This window comes from Eubacterium sp. OM08-24 (assembly GCF_003438075.1).
Lineage (GTDB): Bacteria > Bacillota > Clostridia > Oscillospirales > Acutalibacteraceae > Ruminococcoides.
Map to the genome: position 1 here is coordinate 426,223 of NZ_QSTA01000001.1, position 17,110 is coordinate 443,332.

The 17,110-nt window shown below is 39.5% G+C and carries 16 protein-coding genes; all 16 read left to right on the top strand.

Annotation, left to right across the window (positions count from 1 at the left end; translation table 11 throughout):
• The first annotated feature begins 16 nt into the window (after positions 1-16).
• On the top strand, positions 17-2,782 hold the full coding sequence (ileS, locus tag DXC23_RS02145) for an isoleucine--tRNA ligase (RefSeq protein ID WP_117704558.1): 2,766 nt from the start codon (positions 17-19) through the stop codon (positions 2,780-2,782).
• A gap of 67 nt (positions 2,783-2,849) precedes the next feature.
• On the top strand, positions 2,850-3,326 hold the full coding sequence (gene lspA / locus DXC23_RS02150) for a signal peptidase II (protein ID WP_117704559.1): 477 nt from the start codon (positions 2,850-2,852) through the stop codon (positions 3,324-3,326).
• Positions 3,313-4,230 (top strand): RluA family pseudouridine synthase, encoded by a 918-nt coding sequence (locus tag DXC23_RS02155; protein ID WP_117704560.1) that lies wholly within the window; start codon positions 3,313-3,315, stop codon positions 4,228-4,230. The genes lspA and DXC23_RS02155 overlap by 14 nt, the downstream gene beginning before the upstream one ends.
• 176 nt (positions 4,231-4,406) lie before the next feature.
• Positions 4,407-4,754: a 50S ribosomal protein L19 gene (rplS, locus tag DXC23_RS02160; protein WP_022234926.1), complete on the top strand. Its 348-nt coding sequence runs from the start codon at positions 4,407-4,409 to the stop codon at positions 4,752-4,754.
• A gap of 70 nt (positions 4,755-4,824) precedes the next feature.
• Entirely contained in the window at positions 4,825-5,532 is a 708-nt protein-coding gene (lepB, locus tag DXC23_RS02165) for a signal peptidase I (RefSeq protein ID WP_117704561.1), read from the top strand.
• Positions 5,533-5,609: 77 nt separating this feature from the next.
• Complete coding sequence (gene lepB / locus DXC23_RS02170) at positions 5,610-6,185, top strand: signal peptidase I (protein WP_117704562.1); 576 nt, start codon at positions 5,610-5,612, stop codon at positions 6,183-6,185.
• A 17-nt stretch (positions 6,186-6,202) separates the two neighbouring features.
• A complete protein-coding gene (gene ylqF, locus DXC23_RS02175; protein WP_117704563.1) occupies positions 6,203-7,072 on the top strand; it encodes a ribosome biogenesis GTPase YlqF in 870 nt (289 codons plus the stop codon).
• 12 nt (positions 7,073-7,084) lie between these two features.
• Positions 7,085-7,684, top strand: coding sequence for a ribonuclease HII (locus DXC23_RS02180; RefSeq protein ID WP_117704564.1), 600 nt, complete (start codon positions 7,085-7,087; stop codon positions 7,682-7,684).
• Between the two features lie 2 nt (positions 7,685-7,686).
• Positions 7,687-8,076, top strand: a complete 390-nt coding sequence (locus DXC23_RS02185; RefSeq protein WP_117704565.1) for a YraN family protein — start codon at positions 7,687-7,689, stop codon at positions 8,074-8,076.
• Positions 8,063-8,983 carry a membrane dipeptidase gene (locus tag DXC23_RS02190; RefSeq protein ID WP_158552402.1) on the top strand — a complete coding sequence of 307 codons (921 nt, stop codon included), beginning with the start codon at positions 8,063-8,065 and terminating at the stop codon, positions 8,981-8,983. The genes DXC23_RS02185 and DXC23_RS02190 overlap by 14 nt, the downstream gene beginning before the upstream one ends.
• Positions 8,984-9,035: 52 nt before the next feature.
• Positions 9,036-10,547, top strand: a complete 1,512-nt coding sequence (gene thrC, locus DXC23_RS02195) for a threonine synthase (RefSeq protein ID WP_117704567.1) — start codon at positions 9,036-9,038, stop codon at positions 10,545-10,547.
• Positions 10,544-11,233: a metallophosphoesterase gene (locus DXC23_RS02200; protein ID WP_117704568.1), complete on the top strand. Its 690-nt coding sequence runs from the start codon at positions 10,544-10,546 to the stop codon at positions 11,231-11,233. The genes thrC and DXC23_RS02200 overlap by 4 nt, the downstream gene beginning before the upstream one ends.
• A 108-nt stretch (positions 11,234-11,341) precedes the next feature.
• A complete protein-coding gene (gene tig, locus DXC23_RS02205) occupies positions 11,342-12,619 on the top strand; it encodes a trigger factor (protein WP_117704569.1) in 1,278 nt (425 codons plus the stop codon).
• Positions 12,620-12,678: 59 nt separating this feature from the next.
• Positions 12,679-13,260 (top strand): ATP-dependent Clp endopeptidase proteolytic subunit ClpP, encoded by a 582-nt coding sequence (clpP, locus tag DXC23_RS02210; protein WP_022234936.1) that lies wholly within the window; start codon positions 12,679-12,681, stop codon positions 13,258-13,260.
• A gap of 15 nt (positions 13,261-13,275) precedes the next feature.
• On the top strand, positions 13,276-14,604 hold the full coding sequence (clpX, locus tag DXC23_RS02215) for an ATP-dependent Clp protease ATP-binding subunit ClpX (RefSeq protein WP_117704570.1): 1,329 nt from the start codon (positions 13,276-13,278) through the stop codon (positions 14,602-14,604).
• A gap of 97 nt (positions 14,605-14,701) precedes the next feature.
• Entirely contained in the window at positions 14,702-17,104 is a 2,403-nt protein-coding gene (lon, locus tag DXC23_RS02220; protein WP_117704571.1) for an endopeptidase La, read from the top strand.
• The last annotated feature ends 6 nt before the right edge of the window (positions 17,105-17,110 follow it).

Genomic DNA, 17,110 nt, shown 5'->3' on the forward strand with positions numbered 1-17,110 from the left:
ATGGAGAGTGTAACCAATGTCTCAGGATTATAATTCTACACTTAATCTTCCGAAAACCGACTTTCCTATGAGAGCAGGTCTTCCAAAAAGCGAACCTGTAACTCTTAAGGCATGGGAAGATAACAAGGTATATGAAAAACTTATGGAGGTAAACGAGGGCAAGCCTTTATTTGTTCTCCACGATGGCCCTCCATATGCAAACGGCGATATCCATCTTGGCCACGCATTAAATAAAATTTTAAAGGACTTTATCGTACGCTATAAAAATATGGCAGGCTTTAAAGCTCCTTATGTTCCGGGTTGGGATACTCACGGTCTTCCAACAGAGCTTAAAGCAAGAAAGAAAGCAGGTATCGGTAACTCTGCCGAAATTTCTATTGTAGAGCTCCGCAAAATGTGCGAGGAATTTGTAACAGGTTATATCAATGACCAGCGCACACAGTTCAAAAGACTTGGTGTAATCGGTGAGTGGGATAATCCTTATATCACACTTAAGCACGAATTTGAGGCTGAGCAGATCAGAGTATTTGCTAAAATGGCTACAAAGGGTTATATTTACAAGGGTTTAAAGCCTGTTTATTGGTGCCCGGAGTGTAAAACTGCCCTTGCTGAGGCTGAAATTGAGTATGCCGAGGATCCATGTCATTCAATTTATGTAAAGTTTACTGTAACTGATGATAAGGGCGTATTTTCAAATCTCGGAATTGACCCTTCAAAGGTTAAGTTCGTTATTTGGACAACAACAACTTGGACATTGCCTGCCAATGTTGCTATTTGCGTAGGCCCGAGATATGAGTATTCTATCATCAAAACAGGTGATGAATATCTTGTAATGGCTACCGAGCTTTACAAGTCTGCATTTGAGGCCGCTGAAATTACAGATTATGAGGTTGTTGCTACTGTAAAGGGCAGCGAGCTTGAATATATTAAGACTGCACATCCGTTCCTTGACAGAGAGTCGCTTGTAATTGTAGGTGACCATGTAACTCTTGAAAGCGGTACAGGCTGCGTTCATACAGCTCCCGGTCATGGTGTTGATGACTTTAATGTTTGTCAGAATTACCCTGAAATTCCTACAATCTGTCCTGTTGATTCTAACGGTGTTCTCACTGAGGAGGCAGGTCAGTTTGCCGGTCTTACTACTGATGAGGCTAACAAAAAGATTGCTGTTTACCTTGATGAAAACGGTTATCTCTTTGCATTAAAGAAAATTATCCACCAGTATCCGCATTGCTGGAGATGTAAAACTCCTATCCTCTTTAGAGCTACCGACCAGTGGTTCTGCTCTGTTGATGACTTTAAGGATAAGGCTTGCGAGGCTATTGACAGCGTTAAGTGGATTCCATCATGGGGACACGACAGAATTACAAATATGGTTAAGGAGAGAAAGGATTGGTGTATTTCCCGTCAGAGAAAATGGGGTGTTCCGATTCCGATCTTCTTCTGTAAAGAATGTGGCGAGGCTCACATTGACAATGACGCAATGATGGCTGTTGCAGATTTGTTTGAAAAAGAGGGTTCAAACGCTTGGTATAACCACAGCGCCGCTGAAATTTTACCTGAGGGTACAAAGTGTAAGAAGTGCGGTTGTACTGAGTTTGAAAAAGAAAAAGACATTATGGATGTTTGGTTTGACAGTGGTTCTTCACACGCAGCCGTTGTAAGCAAGCGTGATAATCTTAAGTTCCCTGCCGACCTTTACCTTGAGGGTAACGACCAGTACAGAGGTTGGTTCCAATCATCACTCCTTACATCTGTTGCAACTGAGGGTGTTGCTCCTTATAAAGCTGTTCTTACTCATGGTATGATTCTTGATGAAGAAAAGAGAAAGATGAGTAAGTCACTCGGCAACGGTATCAGCCCACAGGATGTTACCGAAAAATACGGTGCTGATGTATTAAGACTTTGGGTTTCATCAACCGACTATCAGTCAGATGTTCATATTTCAAATGATATTTTAAAGCAGATTTCTGAGTCTTACAGAAAAATAAGAAATACAGCTCGTTATATTCTTGGTAATGTTTATGACTTTAACCCTGATACTGACGCTGTTCCTGTAAATGAGCTTATGCCTATGGATAAATGGGCAATCGTAAAACTTAACGAGCTTATTGCAAAGGTTAAGCAGGCTTATGACAACTACGAATTCCACCAGGTATATCATTCAATCAGAAACTTCTGCGTAATTGATATGTCTAACTTTTACCTTGATGTACTCAAGGATAGACTATATACAGAGAAAAAGGACAGTAAGTTAAGAAAGGCTGCTCAGACTGCTATTTATCTCATTCTTAACGCAATGACAAGAATGATCAGCCCAATTCTTGCATATACATCTGATGAAATCTGGAAGTATATGCCGCACTCATCAACAGAAAATGCTGAGAATGTAATCTTTAATGAAATGCCTGAGCAGATTGCTGTTGATACAGACGCTGACTTTATGTCATTCTGGGATGAAATTCATCAGTTGCGTGATGATGTTAAGAAGTCACTTGAGGTTCTTATTAAGGATAAAACAATTAAGAGCTCACTTGAGGCTAAGGTTATTCTTAAGGCAAGCGGTGCAAAACTTGACTTCCTCAAGAAAGCTGAACCTGAGCTTGCGGCTGCATTTATTGTTTCTGCCGTTGAAATCGTTGAAAATGACGGAGAGCTCGAAATTGTTGTTGAAAAGGCAACAGGCGAAAAGTGCGAGCGCTGCTGGATTATCAGCGAAACTGTCGGCAAAGACAGCGAGCATCCACACCTTTGCGAGCGTTGCTGCAATATCTTAAAATAATATTTAATTTAATACTAAATCGGTGTAACAGTATTGCTGCACCGATTTAGCTTTATGGGGGAGTTTTATGCCTTATATAGCTGTTGCAATAGGTGTAGCGCTTGCTGCGATAGATCAGGTTATTAAGTTTTTTGTAAACGCAAACCTAAAGGAAGTTGGCAGTGTTTCTGTTATTGATAATCTGCTTTCTTTTACATATGTTGAGAACAACGGTGTGGCTTTTGGCAGTTTTGCAGGTAACAGATGGATATTTGTAGTGCTTACCACCGCTCTTATTGCCGCAATTTTAATTTATATGTTCAAAAAGAAACCGCAGAGTAAATTGTTTTATGCATCGGTTGCTCTTATAGTAGGCGGCGGAATAGGCAATTTTATTGACCGAGTTTTATACGGTTATGTGATTGACTATATCAGTCTTTCATTCTTTCCGCCCGTATGCAATTTTGCAGATTATTGCATAACTGTCGGTACGGTATTGCTTATGATCTATGTGCTTTTCTTTACAAGCACAGGCAAAAAGGATTTGAAAAATGACAAAGCTTGAATTTGTTGCTGAAAGCAATAATGTTAGAATTGATAAATATATTGCCGATAATGAGCCGTCGCTTACACGCACCGCAGCCGCTAAGCTGATTGAGCAGGAAAAAGTAATTGTCAATGGCAAAATAGTGGGGAAAAATTATAAATTAAAATCAGGAGATAAAATTTCGCTTGAAATTCCCGACCCTGTTCCGTATGAGGCAAAGCCGGAAAATATACCCTTGGAAATTGAGTACGAGGACAATGATTTACTTGTGGTAAATAAGCCAAAAGGAATGGTTGTTCACCCTGCGGCAGGAAATTATGACGGCACACTTGTAAACGCATTACTCTATCATTGCGGAGAGTCGTTGTCGGGAATAAACGGAGTTATGCGCCCCGGTATAGTTCACAGAATAGACAAGGATACAAGCGGCTTATTGATTGTAGCAAAGAACGATTTTGCCCACTATTCTCTTGCCGAGCAGATAAAGGAGCATTCCTTTACAAGAGAATATGAGGCGATTGTATTCGGAAATCTTAAAGATGATGAGGGTACTGTAAACGCACCAATCGGCAGAAGTCAGTATGACCGAAAGAAAATGTGCGTTACCGAAAAAAACAGCAAACACGCTGTTACTCATTACAAGGTTATTGCAAGATACAAGGGATACACACATATAAAATGTATTCTTGAAACAGGCAGAACACATCAAATAAGAGTGCATATGGCGTACTTGGGTCATCCTGTATCGGGCGATTTGGTGTACGGCGTTAAGAATGAAAAGGTAGATTTTACAGGTCAGTGCCTGCACGCAAGAAAAATCGGATTCATTCATCCAAGAACTAACGAATACTTGGAATTTACTTCTGAGCTGCCCGATTATTTTAAGAAATATCTTGAAAAGCTTGAGAAAATATCAAAATAATTTGCCGCAAACAGAAAAAAGTCTTGCATTTTATATTCTCTTGTGGTAAAATATAAAAGCATTTGAAACCGTCATACCTATGACGAGGTTCGAGTGGCGGTATAACCGTTATTTTGAAGCAGACATTCCTCTGCACTAATTTGGGTACGAATGTCAGAAAAACAGGAGGAATTATAATGGACGCATTAAAAGCTATTGCTGCCGGTTCAGTTAAGGAAACTACACCTAAGTTTAATGTAGGTGACACAGTTAAGGTTTCTGTAAACATCCGTGAGGGCGAAAGAGAAAGAATTCAGATGTTTGAGGGCACAGTTATTGCTAAAAAGGGCAGTGGTGTTGCTGAAACATTTACTGTAAGACGCGTTGCTTACGGCGTTGGTGTTGAGAGAGTGTTCCCGCTCCATTCACCAAATGTAAAAGACGTGCAGGTAATTCGTTATGGTAAAGTTCGCAGAAGCAAGCTCTACTATCTCCGTGATAGAGTTGGTAAGGCTGCTAAGGTTAAAGAGCAGATCCGTAAGTAATTTCAAATGTAAGGAAAGGGACTTTTACAGTCCCTTTTTTACTTTACTTATTTGTTAGCAGGTGGATAAATTGAGCGAAAATAAAACAAACACTAATAATATAGATGAAACTGAAAACAAAGCAGTTGATACCAAGGAAAATGTAAAAGCTGAGTCAGAGAATAAATCTGTTGAGGATAGCGGTGATTATATAGCATTCAGCAGTCCTGAGCAGGAGAAAAGCAACAAGTTTGTTGCTGCAAAGGCTGACGGTGCGGCATCTAATGTATATGATTGGTTAAAATCGATTATCTTTGCCCTTGTTATCGTGATGTTCTGCTTGAATTTCTTTTTCAGACTTGTTGATGTTAAGGGTACTTCAATGGTAGAAACCCTACAAAACGGTGATAAGCTGGTGGTAACTAATTTTAATTACACACCAAAGCCAAATGATATTGTGGTTATTTCTCATGGTAAGGAGTACAAAGAACCTATTATTAAGCGTGTTATTGCTACCGCAGGACAAACTCTTAAGCTCGACTATGAAAATGACAGAATTCTTGTGGACGGTGTTGTAATTGATGAGCCGTATCTTGATGTGTCAACATTCTGCAATGTTGAGGCTGACTATGAAATTCCTGAGGTTATTCCTGACGGTATGATTTTTGTTATGGGTGACAACAGAGGCGTTTCTATGGACAGTCGTGATTCGAGAATAGGACTTATTGATGAAGACAGTGTTATCGGTAAAGCTCAATTTGTGGTTTTCCCATTTTCTGAATTTAAATATCTTTACTAAAAATTTTAAATCAACTATTGATAAAAGCTTATTTCTGTTTTATAATTGAAATAAGCTTTTGTTTTTTGGGAGGATATATGAAATTTAAAAATAAAACCTCAAAGAGAAAAATTCAGGTAAATACCAATAAATTGCCTGTTTACATATTTGATATTTTTAAAACGGTAATATTTCTGTTTGCTTTGATAAGTATTGTTTTTACTTTTTTTGTAAAAGATGTTAATATTGACGGTGAGTCAATGAAAGATACCTTATTTGACGGTGATAAGGTAATACTTACAAACTTTTTATATACGCCGCAGGTTGGTGACATTGTTGCCATTGATGCTGACCAGCAAATAGGAAAAATTATTATAAAGAGGGTAATCGCAACCGAGGGTCAGACAATAAAAATTGACTATGATAACAACAGAGTTATAGTTGACGGTGTTGTGCTTGACGAAGAATATGTTGCATCAACTACTACAAAACCTACCATTGGGTGGGAAATTCCCGAAACAGTACCCGAGGGATATGTTTTTGTTATGGGCGACAATCGTTCTGTTTCACTTGACAGCAGAAGTGGCAGTATTCAGCTTATTCCAAAAACCATGGTAATTGGTAAGGCACAGTTTGTGTTTTATCCGTTTAATCATTTAAAATATTTATACTAAATTTAAGGATTGATAAAATGAGCGAAATGCAAACTATACAGTGGTTTCCCGGTCATATGACCAAAACCAAAAGGCAGATTCAGGCGAGCTTAAAACTTGTTGACGCAGTGGCAGAAATTCTCGATGCAAGAATACCACTCAGCAGTAAAAACCCTGATTTGCAAAAACTTATTCAGAATAAACCAAAGGTTGTACTTCTTAACAAATGCGATATGGCAAATCAGAATGCAACAAGCAGATGGATAGACTACTATGCATCACAGGGAATTACAGCGATTGCGGTTGACTGCAAAAGCGGTAAGGGATTAAATAAATTTGCTCCTGCCGTAAATAATGTTCTTGCCGAGCGCAGAGAGAGATTAAAGGCTAAGGGTATGGTAAATCCTATGCTCAGAATAATGATAGTCGGTATTCCTAATGTAGGCAAATCTTCTTTCATTAATAGGGTAGCAAAGCAAAATCGAGCAAAGGTAGAGGACAGACCTGGCGTTACAAGAGGTAATCAGTGGTATTCCATTGCAAAAAATATTGAAATGCTCGACACACCGGGCGTTTTGTGGCCTAAATTTGACGATAAAATTGTTGGCGAAAGACTTGCTTTTACAGGCGCTGTAAAGGATCAGATTCTTGATACAGAACTTCTTGCTGTAAGATTGCTTGATTTTTTGCGCAGTTTAAAGCCTGCTGATTTTATAGTGAGATTCAAACTTGACGATGTGGATCTTGACGCAGTAGATTCTTATGAATTATTGAATATTATAGGCAAAAAGAGAGGTATGCTGATTTCAGGCGGCGAAATCAATACAGAGAGAGCTGCAATTATGCTGCTTGATGAATTCAGAAGTGGAAAGCTCGGCAGAATAACCCTCGAAATGCCCGAAAGATAAATAGGTGAGATAATGGACTGGCTTGAATTTGAAAAAGAGGCTCTTGCAAAAGGCTACAAGGCAGTTTGCGGAGTAGATGAGGCAGGCAGAGGCCCTCTCGCAGGTCCAGTCTGCGCCGCTGCCGTTATATTGCCTGAGGGCGTGGTTATTGACGGTGTTAATGACTCTAAAAAGCTCAGCGAGAAAAAGCGTGAGTCTTTGTTTGATGTTATCAGAGAGCAGACACTTGCATATTCCATTGCATATGCCACTGTTGACGAAATAGAAGAAATCAATATACTTAACGCTACAATGCTTGCTATGCGCAGAGCTATTGACGGACTCAATGTTAAGGCTGATTATGCAATGATAGACGGCAACAGATTGCCACAGCTTGATATTGACGGAGAGTGCATTGTTAAGGGTGATGCAAAGTCAATGTCTATTGCGTGTGCATCTATTCTCGCAAAGGTATCGAGGGACAGACTGCTTTACAAGTATGCGGAAGAATATCCGATGTATGGGTTTGACAAGCATAAGGGATACGGAACAACCGCACACAGAGAGGCAATTTTAAAGTACGGCCCTTGCCCGTATCACCGCAAGAGCTTTCTTAAAAAGCTGTATAAATAATTATGAAGTTGTTTACAACCAAACAAACAGGTGACATTGGAGAGAAATACACAGAGCGTTACCTGAGAAAAAACGGATACAAAATCCTTGAACGCAATTACAGACGAAAATGCGGTGAGATTGATATAATTGCCCAAAAGGGTGAATATATTATATTTACGGAAGTTAAAACGAGAGCAGAGAATTTTTGGGCAAGACCCTATGAGGCAGTTGACCGCAGAAAAATTGCAAGAATAATGAAAACCGCAGCTATGTATATTGCAGAAAAACACCTCGATGCTTACTTTCGCTTTGATGTCAGCGAGGTGTTTACCGATACGCAAAGCGGTAAAGTAGTTGACATTAATTATATTGAAAATGCTTTTGAAGGAGATTCTTATGAAAGTATTTGATTTGCATTGCGATACATTGTATAAAGTCGTGACTTTGAGCCACGACTTTTCTTGTTCTGATTTTGATGTGCAGACTGATGTGGATTTTGACAAATATTTGCAGTGTTTTGCAGTATGGGTACCCGATGATTTAAGTGTGAAACAGGGCAGGTCGCTTTTTGACAAAGCTAAAAGCACACTAATACAGGAATGTAAAAAATATGATATTAAATTAATTAATTCGCTTAAAGAAATAAAGAAAAGTAATTGCAAAAAACTTGGTATGTTTACTCTTGAAAATTGTAAGATTATTGACAACGATATTTCGTATATAAAATATCTTGCAGAGTCAAATATAAAAATTGCTACCCTTACTTGGAATGACAAAAACTGTATAGGCGACGGCGCTATGGTACAAAATCCGACAGGCATTACCGAGTTTGGAAAGAGAGCGGTTTGTGAAATTGAAAATCAAGGCATTGTCATTGATGTATCACACGCAAGCGATAAACTGTTTTATGATGTATGTGAAATTGCTGCAAAGCCGTTTATAGCCACCCACTCAAACTCAAGGTCGGTGACTGCGCACAGGCGAAATCTAACTGACGAGCAGGCTAAGATTATATTTGAAAATGGCGGGATAGTCGGACTTAATTTTCACAATGCCTTTCTCAATAACGAGCCTGAAAAGGCGAGCATTGATGATATTGTAAAGCACGCAGAACATTTTTTGTCACTCGGCGGAGAAAACAGCTTGTGCCTTGGCGGTGACTTTGACGGTGGAAATTTGCCGAGAGATATTGAGAATAACAGAAATCTTTATGATATTTATAATATTTTCCTGCAAAAAAACTACTCAAAAGCCATAATTGATAAAATTTTTTATGAAAATGCAGTTAATTTCTTTGAAAACTTTGACATTTGCTAAATTATGTAGTAAAATGTACCTTGTGTAAAGCAACTCTGAAAGGAAGATTTATATGTTGTATAACAGTACTCAAAATGCTGCCGAGGTAGTATCGGCTGCTCAGGCTATTGCCCAGGGTATTTCTAAGGATGGCGGTCTTTTTGTACCACAGGAGTTTCCTAAGTATTCCGCAGAAACATTCAACGAGCTTTTAAAGCTGGACTATAAGGGCAGAGCAAAAAAAGTTTTCGCTGATTTTCTTTCTGATTTTACAGAAGAAGAAATCAACGATTGTGTTGAAAATGCCTACACAAAAGAGAAGTTCGGCAGTGATAATCCTGCTCCGTTGGCTTACGCAAAGCTCAATGGTAAGGAGCTTAATATTCTTGAACTCTGGCATGGCCCTACTTGCGCATTCAAGGATATGGCACTCCAGATTCTTCCTCATTTTCTTACTAAATCTCTTAAAAAGACATATGACGGCAAAGACGCAGTAATTCTTGTTGCTACTTCAGGCGACACAGGCAAGGCTGCTCTTGAAGGCTTTAAAGATGTTGACCATACAAAAATTATCGTTTTCTATCCTGTTGACGGTGTAAGCCCAATGCAGAAACACCAGATGAACACACAGGAAGGAAACAATGTTACCGTTTGCGCTATCAAGGGGAACTTTGATGATGCACAGACAGGCGTAAAGAAAATCTTTACAACTCCTGAAATTTCAGCAAAACTCGAGGCTAACAATATGCTTTTCAGTTCTGCAAACTCAATTAACTGGGGCAGACTTCTTCCACAGATTGTTTACTATATTTCAGCATATTGCGATCTCGTTAATGCAGGCAAAATCGCTATGGGAGATAAGATTAATGTTGTAGTTCCGACCGGTAACTTCGGTAATATCCTTGCATCATATTACGCAAGTATTATGGGACTCCCAATCAACAAATTTATCTGTGCGTCAAACTCAAACAATGTTCTTTCTGATTTTATCAAGACAGGTGTTTATGACAAAAACAGACATTTCTACACAACAATTTCACCATCAATGGATATTCTCGTATCAAGCAACCTCGAAAGACTTCTTTATAAGCTCGCAGGCAACAATGCTGACACAACAAAGGAGCTTATGACAGCACTCAAAACTGTTGGCAAGTATGAGGTTTCTGATGAAATCAAGGCTGAAATCAAGTCAAAATTCTTCGGCGGTTTCTGCGATGATGAGCAGACAAAGGCTACAATCAAAGCTTTGTTTGATACAGATAACTACCTTTGTGATACTCATACAGCAGTTGCTGTTAATGTATATGAGCAGTATGTTGAGCAGACAGGCGACACAACTCCATCTGTAATCGCATCAACTGCAAGCCCATACAAGTTCTCTAAGGCAGTGCTTGAGGCTGTTTCTGACGGCACAAACCTCCCTGAGAATGAATTTGATATGGTTGAAAAGCTCTTTGAAGTATCAAACGCTCCTGTTCCGGCTCCACTTGCAGCACTTAAGGATAAAAAGGCTCGTTTCTCAGATGTTACAGAGGTTAATTCTATGCCTCAGTATGTTCTTGATGCACTTAACATTAAGGAATGAGTTTATTTGCGATAGCTGACCTGCATTTGTCGCTTGGTGAAGATAAGCCAATGGATATTTTTGCAGGCTGGGACAACTATGTTGAAAGGCTCACAAAGAACTGGAAAGCTCTTGTTACCGAAAATGACACTGTTGTGATTGCAGGAGATATTTCCTGGGCAATGAAGCTTGAACAAACATATACCGATTTTAAATATATAGATGATCTGCCCGGAAAGAAAATTCTTCTCAAGGGCAATCATGATTATTGGTGGGGAACTAAAAGTAAAATTGATAAATTTCTCGACAATAATAAGCTCAATTCGATAAATATTCTCTTTAATAATACATATGAGTGCGGCGAGTTTGCGCTTTGCGGCACAAGGGGATGGTTTCTCGAAAATGAGTCTGACGCTGATATTAAGGTGCTTAACCGTGAGGTAGGCAGACTTGAAATGTCGATTTCAGAGGCAGAAAAAACAGGACTTGAGCCTGTGGTTTTTCTGCACTATCCGCCTGTCTACGGCAACACCGAATGTAGCGAAATTATGAATGTATTATTAAAACACAATATTAAAAAATGTTACTATGGTCACATACACGGCAAGGCAAATATGCGCTATGCCGTTGAGGGTGATTATAAAGGTATAAATTTTAAGCTGATCTCTTGCGATCGACTCGCATTTATGCCTGTTTTAGTACGATAATAAGCATAAATTTGCTTTTGAGTATTGGCAAAATCAAATATGTGTGTTATAATAAACTAATTCTGATTATATTTGTATAATAAATTCAAATTTGGAGGATTTTTAAAAATGGCATTAAAAGAAAGCAAAAAACTTGAGCAGGCTAATTCATACGAATTAGTTGTTACAGTTGACGGAGAAACTTTTGAGAAAGCACTTAACACTGTTTATAAGAAGGAAGTTAAGAAGATTAATGTTCCCGGTTTCAGAAAGGGTAAAGCTCCACGCCATGTTATCGAGAAAATGTATGGCAAAGAAGTATTCTATGATGACGCTATGCAGGATTGCTATCCTGAGGCTCTTTACAACGCAGCTGAAGAGGCTGGCGTAAAGATTGTAGCTGTTGAGTCAATCGAAGTTACAGAGGTTGAAAACGGCTTTACATTTAAGGCTAATATCATTGTTGAGCCTGATATGGAAATCAACAACTACCTCGGCATTGAGGTTACAAAGAAGTCAACAGAAGTTACCGACGAGCTTATTGACGAGGAAATCGAGAAAGTCCGTGACCGTAACTCAAGAATGGTTACTGTTGAGGACAGACCTGTTGCTAACGGCGACATCGCAGTAATCGACTTTGAGGGCTTTGTTGACGGCGTTGCATTTGACGGCGGTAAGGCTGAAAACTACAACCTCACTATCGGTTCAGGCAACTTTATCCCCGGTTTTGAGGAGCAGATTATCGGTCACAACACTGATGAAGAATTCTCAATCAATGTTAAGTTCCCGGAAGAGTATCAGGCTGAGGAGCTTGCAGGCAAGGATGCTGAGTTTAAGATTAAACTCCATGAGATTAAGGCTAAGGAACTCCCTGAGGTTGACGACGAATTTGTAAAGGATGTTTCCGAGAAAGAGACTGTTGCCGAGTACAGAGATGAGCTTAAGGAAACTATCGCTGCCCGTCTTGCAGATGAGGCTGAAAAAGATAAAGATAACCAGATTGCAGAAAAGCTTATTGAGCTTCTTGAGGGCGAAATCCCACAGGCTATGTATGACAATCAGGTAAATGAAATGGTTAGAGATTTTGAGATGAGAATCCGTTCACAGGGCATTGATATGAACACATATCTCCAGTATATGGGAATTGACCTTGACGGCTTAAAGAAGATGTACGCTGACGAGGCTAAGAAGAGAGTTCAGTTAAGACTTGCTCTTGAAACAATCTCTAAGAAAGAAAACATTGAAGTTACAGATGCTGACCTTGACGAGGCTTACAACAAGATGGCTGAGGCTTACAAGGTTGATGTTGAAACAGTTAAGGGTGCAGTTCCTGCTGAAACACTTTCAATTGATGTTAAGGCTGAAAAGGCTCTTAATATGGTTAAGGACAGCGCAGTTGTTAAATAATTGAATATTTAACTGTTTTTTGTTAATTACTATTTACTATAATGAAAGGTTATGATCAAATGGCATTAGTACCATATGTACTTGAACAGACAAGTAGAGGCGAACGCTCATATGACATCTATTCAAGACTTCTTAATGACAGAATTGTTATGCTCACAGAAGAAGTGAACAGTGCAAGTGCAAGCGTAGTAGTAGCTCAGCTGCTCTATCTTGAAAGCCAGGATCCTACTAAGGATATTTGCCTTTATATCAATAGTCCCGGCGGCAGTGTTACAGATGGATTTGCAATATTTGATACAATGAATTACATCAAGTGTGATGTTTCCACCATCTGTATGGGTATGGCAGCAAGTATGGGCGCATTCCTCCTTGCAGCCGGTGCTAAGGGCAAGCGTCTTGCTCTTCCTAACAGCGACATTATGATTCACCAGCCGTCAGGCGGTGCTCAGGGTCAGGCAACAGATATGGAAATTCATACAAGACATATTCTTGATATGAAACAGCGTCTTAACCAGATTCTTGCTGATAATACAGGACAGCCGATTGATGTAATTGCAAGAGATACTAACAGAGATAACTTTATGACTGCTCAGCAGGCTCTTGAATACGGACTTATCGATAAGGTTATTGAAAAAAGATAAGGTGAGGAAATCTTAATGGCAAACAAAAACAATGAAAAAGAAATATACTGCTCTTTTTGCGGAAAGCCACAAGAATTAGTTGGCCGTCTTATTGCAGGCAACGGCGTATATATCTGCGACCAGTGCGTTGATTTGTGTATGAATATTCTTGAGCAGACAGAGGAGCTTGAGAATACGGCTGTTGATGCAGAGCTTGCTAAAAAAGATGACGCTGATTCTATTCCAAAGCTGCTCAAGCCTAAGGAAATCAAAGAAATTCTTGACGAATATGTTATAGGTCAGGATGCCGCAAAGGTTACGCTCAGTGTTGCAGTTTATAATCACTACAAGAGAGTGTTTTCAAACGAAACTGATGTTGATTTTTCAAAAAGTAATGTTCTTTTGCTCGGCCCGACAGGCGTAGGTAAAACTTTGCTTGCTCAAACCCTTGCAAAAGCGCTTGATGTTCCGTTTGCCATTGCAGATGCCACCACACTTACAGAGGCCGGCTATGTTGGCGAAGATGTAGAAAACATCTTGTTAAAACTCATTCAGGCTGCCGATTTTGATATTGAAAAAGCAGAGCGTGGCATTATCTATATTGATGAAATAGATAAAATTGCTCGCAAGTCTGAAAACCCCTCTATTACTCGTGATGTAAGCGGTGAGGGCGTTCAGCAGGCATTACTCAAGATTATTGAGGGTACTGTTTCTAATGTGCCTCCTCAGGGTGGCAGAAAACACCCACAGCAGGAATTTTTGCAGATTAACACTAAAAATATTCTGTTTATCTGCGGTGGTGCTTTTGACGGTCTTGAAAAGATTGTTACAAAGCGCAAGGGTTCATCTGTAATCGGTTTTGAATCATTTATTCAGGACAAAAAAGAACTTGATGAAACCTACTGGATGAAAGATGTTACTGCGCATGATCTTGTTAAATACGGCATAATTCCTGAGCTTATCGGCAGACTTCCTGTTATAACCGCTCTCAGCGGTCTTGATACCGAGGCTCTTGTGCAGATTCTTACCGTTCCTAAAAACTCAATCGTTCAGCAGTATAAAAAACTCTTTGAGCTTGATAATGTTGAACTTGTCTTTGAGGAGGATGCTTTAAAGGCTGTTGCTAAAAAGGCGCAGGAGCAGAGAACAGGCGCAAGAGGACTTAGAGGAATTATGGAGGGAATACTCACTAACCTTATGTTTGAGATTCCGTCTGACCCTACTATTGAAAGGGTAACAATCACGGAAAAGGTTGTAACCGAGGGCAGTGAGCCTGAACTTCTCAGAAACGAAGATAAGGCGGCTGTTTCAATAAACTTAAAACAAGATGCAAAGAAGCGTCAAAAACGAAGCACAGCTTCTTAAAGTATTGTAAATAATTAAAGCTGTATTGCCGAAAAAACAATACAGCTTTTTTTGATTAGATTTAATTGTGAAATAAATTATGATGGGAGGATAGAAAATGGACGATAGAAACGATAATTTAATACTTTTGCCCGTTCTGCCACTCAGAGGACTTGTTGTTTTCCCAAAGGCACTCATCCATTTTGATGTTGGAAGAAAAAAGAGCATCAGCGCAATTAATGCAGCTATGAAAAACGATCAGCTTATCTTTCTTGTTACTCAGAAAGATGCCGCTGAAAATGACCCCGATATTACTAAGTGCTATTCAACAGGTGTAGTTGCAAAAATTGTGCAGGTTATAAAACAGCCCGATAATTCCACAAGAGTTGTAATTGAGGGAAAATTCAGAGCAGGAATAGTTACTCCTGTTTTTTCTCAGGATTGCCTTATGGCTGAAGTCGAGCCTTATCCTGATAAAAAATTCAAGCATACTTCCGAACAGTTCGGCTTAATGCGAGCTGTAAGACTCGAATTTGAAAACTATGTCAAGGTAGCTCCTCGAGTACCTAATGATATTATATTTAAGGTTGCCTCTTGTAAGTCTTGCGGTGAGCTTGCAGACTACATAGCTGACAACATTGTGCTTGATTATCAGGCAAAGCAAACTATTCTTGAGGAACTCGACCAAACCGAGCGACTTGATATGTTGCTTGACATTCTTATAAATGAAACCTATATTCTTTCTATTGAAAAGGATATTGTTCAGAAAGCAAGAGATAGAATCGAAGATAATCAGCGAGATTATTTTCTTAGAGAACAGAAGAAGATTATTGAGGAAGAACTTGGCGAGGACGATAATCCGTCTGCCGAGGCGGAGGCATATGCTGAAAGAATATATGCTTTAGGTCTTGCCGAGGAATCAGAAAATGCGCTTATCAAAGAGTGCAAAAAGCTGATGCGTATGCCGTACGGAAGCCAGGAGGCATCTGTTATCAGAACTTATCTTGACACAGTGCTTGACCTCCCGTGGAACACAGCTACCAAAGATAAAATTTCCGTTACCAAGTTAAGAAAAGAACTTGATAAATCGCATTTTGGACTTGCAAAAATAAAAGAAAGAATTATCGAACAGCTTGCTGTTGCAAAGTTGAGAGGCTCACAGGATGGACAAATTATTTGTTTTGCAGGCCCTCCCGGTGTTGGTAAAACATCTATTGCTCAGTCAATAGCGAAAGCAATCGGCAGAAAAAGTCAGCGAATAGCTCTCGGCGGTGTGCGTGACGAGGCTGAAATCAGAGGTCACAGAAGAACCTATATCGGCTCAATTCCTGGCAGAATTATGACTGCAATTCAGAATGCCGGTTCAAACAATCCTGTGCTTATTCTCGATGAAATTGACAAGCTGGCAAGTGATTACAAAGGAGATCCTACCTCTGCGTTACTTGAGGTTCTTGATTCCGAGCAAAATAATAAGTTCGTAGATCACTATATTGACATTCCTTTTGATTTGTCAAATGTAATGTTTATTACAACTGCTAACGATGTATCTCAAATTCCTGCACCGTTGCGTGACCGAATGGAAATCATTGAGCTTGACAGCTACACAAGAGAAGAAAAGTTTAATATTGCTAAAAAGCATCTTGTGCCAAAGCAAATTGAAAAGTGCGGATTTACTTCAAAGGAAGTTAAGTTTACTCAGTCTGCACTGTATTTTCTCATTGATTTTTATACCCGAGAGGCAGGCGTTCGTACGCTTGAGAGATTAATCGGAAATATTTTGCGTAAATGCGCTGTAAAAAAGCTCGAGGAAGAACAGGAAACATTTAAAATTACAGATAAAGAAGTTCTCGAAATGCTTGGACATAAAAAGTTTACAACCGATAAATTATCTGCAAAGGACGAAATCGGTACAGTAAACGGACTTGCTTGGACAAGCGTTGGCGGCGAGCTTTTGCCTATTGAAGTTGCTGTAATGGAGGGTACGGGTAAACTTGAGCTTACCGGTTCGCTCGGCGATGTAATGCAGGAGTCGGCAAAGGCGGCAGTAACCTGCATAAGAAGTCATGCAAATTCACTTGGTATAAATCCGCAGTTCTATAAAAATAAAGATATTCATATTCACGCTCCCGAGGGTGCTGTACCGAAGGACGGCCCGTCGGCGGGTATTACAATGGCAACAGCTATTTACTCTGCTTTAACGGGAAAGCCTGTAAAGCGTGATGTAGCTATGACAGGTGAAATTACCCTTAGAGGCAATGTAATGCCAATAGGCGGCTTAAAAGAGAAAAGTATGGCGGCATATAAATCTGGAATTAAAACCGTTATTATTCCTAAGGAAAACGAGGCTGACCTTGAGGAGATAGATCCTGTTGTAAAGGAAAAGCTCAGCTTTATTCCTGTTACAAGTTTTTCGCAGGTAGTCCCGATTGCAATAGTTGATGTACCTGTAATTTCAGAAAAGCAATGGAACGCAGTTGCCGATAATACGGTAACTACCAAATCGGAAAACATCCGACAGTAGGGGTGA

Bases quoted from the DNA above. Each gene is read 5' to 3' on its own strand.
- clpX (WP_117704570.1), top strand. From the start codon at position 13,276: ATGGCAAACAAAAACAATGAAAAAGAAATATACTGCTCTTTTTGCGGA.
- ylqF (WP_117704563.1), top strand. From the start codon at position 6,203: ATGAGCGAAATGCAAACTATACAGTGGTTTCCCGGTCATATGACCAAA.
- DXC23_RS02180 (WP_117704564.1), top strand. From the start codon at position 7,085: ATGGACTGGCTTGAATTTGAAAAAGAGGCTCTTGCAAAAGGCTACAAG.
- DXC23_RS02190 (WP_158552402.1), top strand. From the start codon at position 8,063: ATGAAAGTATTTGATTTGCATTGCGATACATTGTATAAAGTCGTGACT.
- ileS (WP_117704558.1), top strand. From the start codon at position 17: ATGTCTCAGGATTATAATTCTACACTTAATCTTCCGAAAACCGACTTT.
- lon (WP_117704571.1), top strand. From the start codon at position 14,702: ATGGACGATAGAAACGATAATTTAATACTTTTGCCCGTTCTGCCACTC.
- lepB (WP_117704562.1), top strand. From the start codon at position 5,610: ATGAAATTTAAAAATAAAACCTCAAAGAGAAAAATTCAGGTAAATACC.
- rplS (WP_022234926.1), top strand. From the start codon at position 4,407: ATGGACGCATTAAAAGCTATTGCTGCCGGTTCAGTTAAGGAAACTACA.
- tig (WP_117704569.1), top strand. From the start codon at position 11,342: ATGGCATTAAAAGAAAGCAAAAAACTTGAGCAGGCTAATTCATACGAA.
- DXC23_RS02200 (WP_117704568.1), top strand. From the start codon at position 10,544: ATGAGTTTATTTGCGATAGCTGACCTGCATTTGTCGCTTGGTGAAGAT.
- clpP (WP_022234936.1), top strand. From the start codon at position 12,679: ATGGCATTAGTACCATATGTACTTGAACAGACAAGTAGAGGCGAACGC.
- thrC (WP_117704567.1), top strand. From the start codon at position 9,036: ATGTTGTATAACAGTACTCAAAATGCTGCCGAGGTAGTATCGGCTGCT.
- lspA (WP_117704559.1), top strand. From the start codon at position 2,850: ATGCCTTATATAGCTGTTGCAATAGGTGTAGCGCTTGCTGCGATAGAT.
- DXC23_RS02155 (WP_117704560.1), top strand. From the start codon at position 3,313: ATGACAAAGCTTGAATTTGTTGCTGAAAGCAATAATGTTAGAATTGAT.
- DXC23_RS02185 (WP_117704565.1), top strand. From the start codon at position 7,687: ATGAAGTTGTTTACAACCAAACAAACAGGTGACATTGGAGAGAAATAC.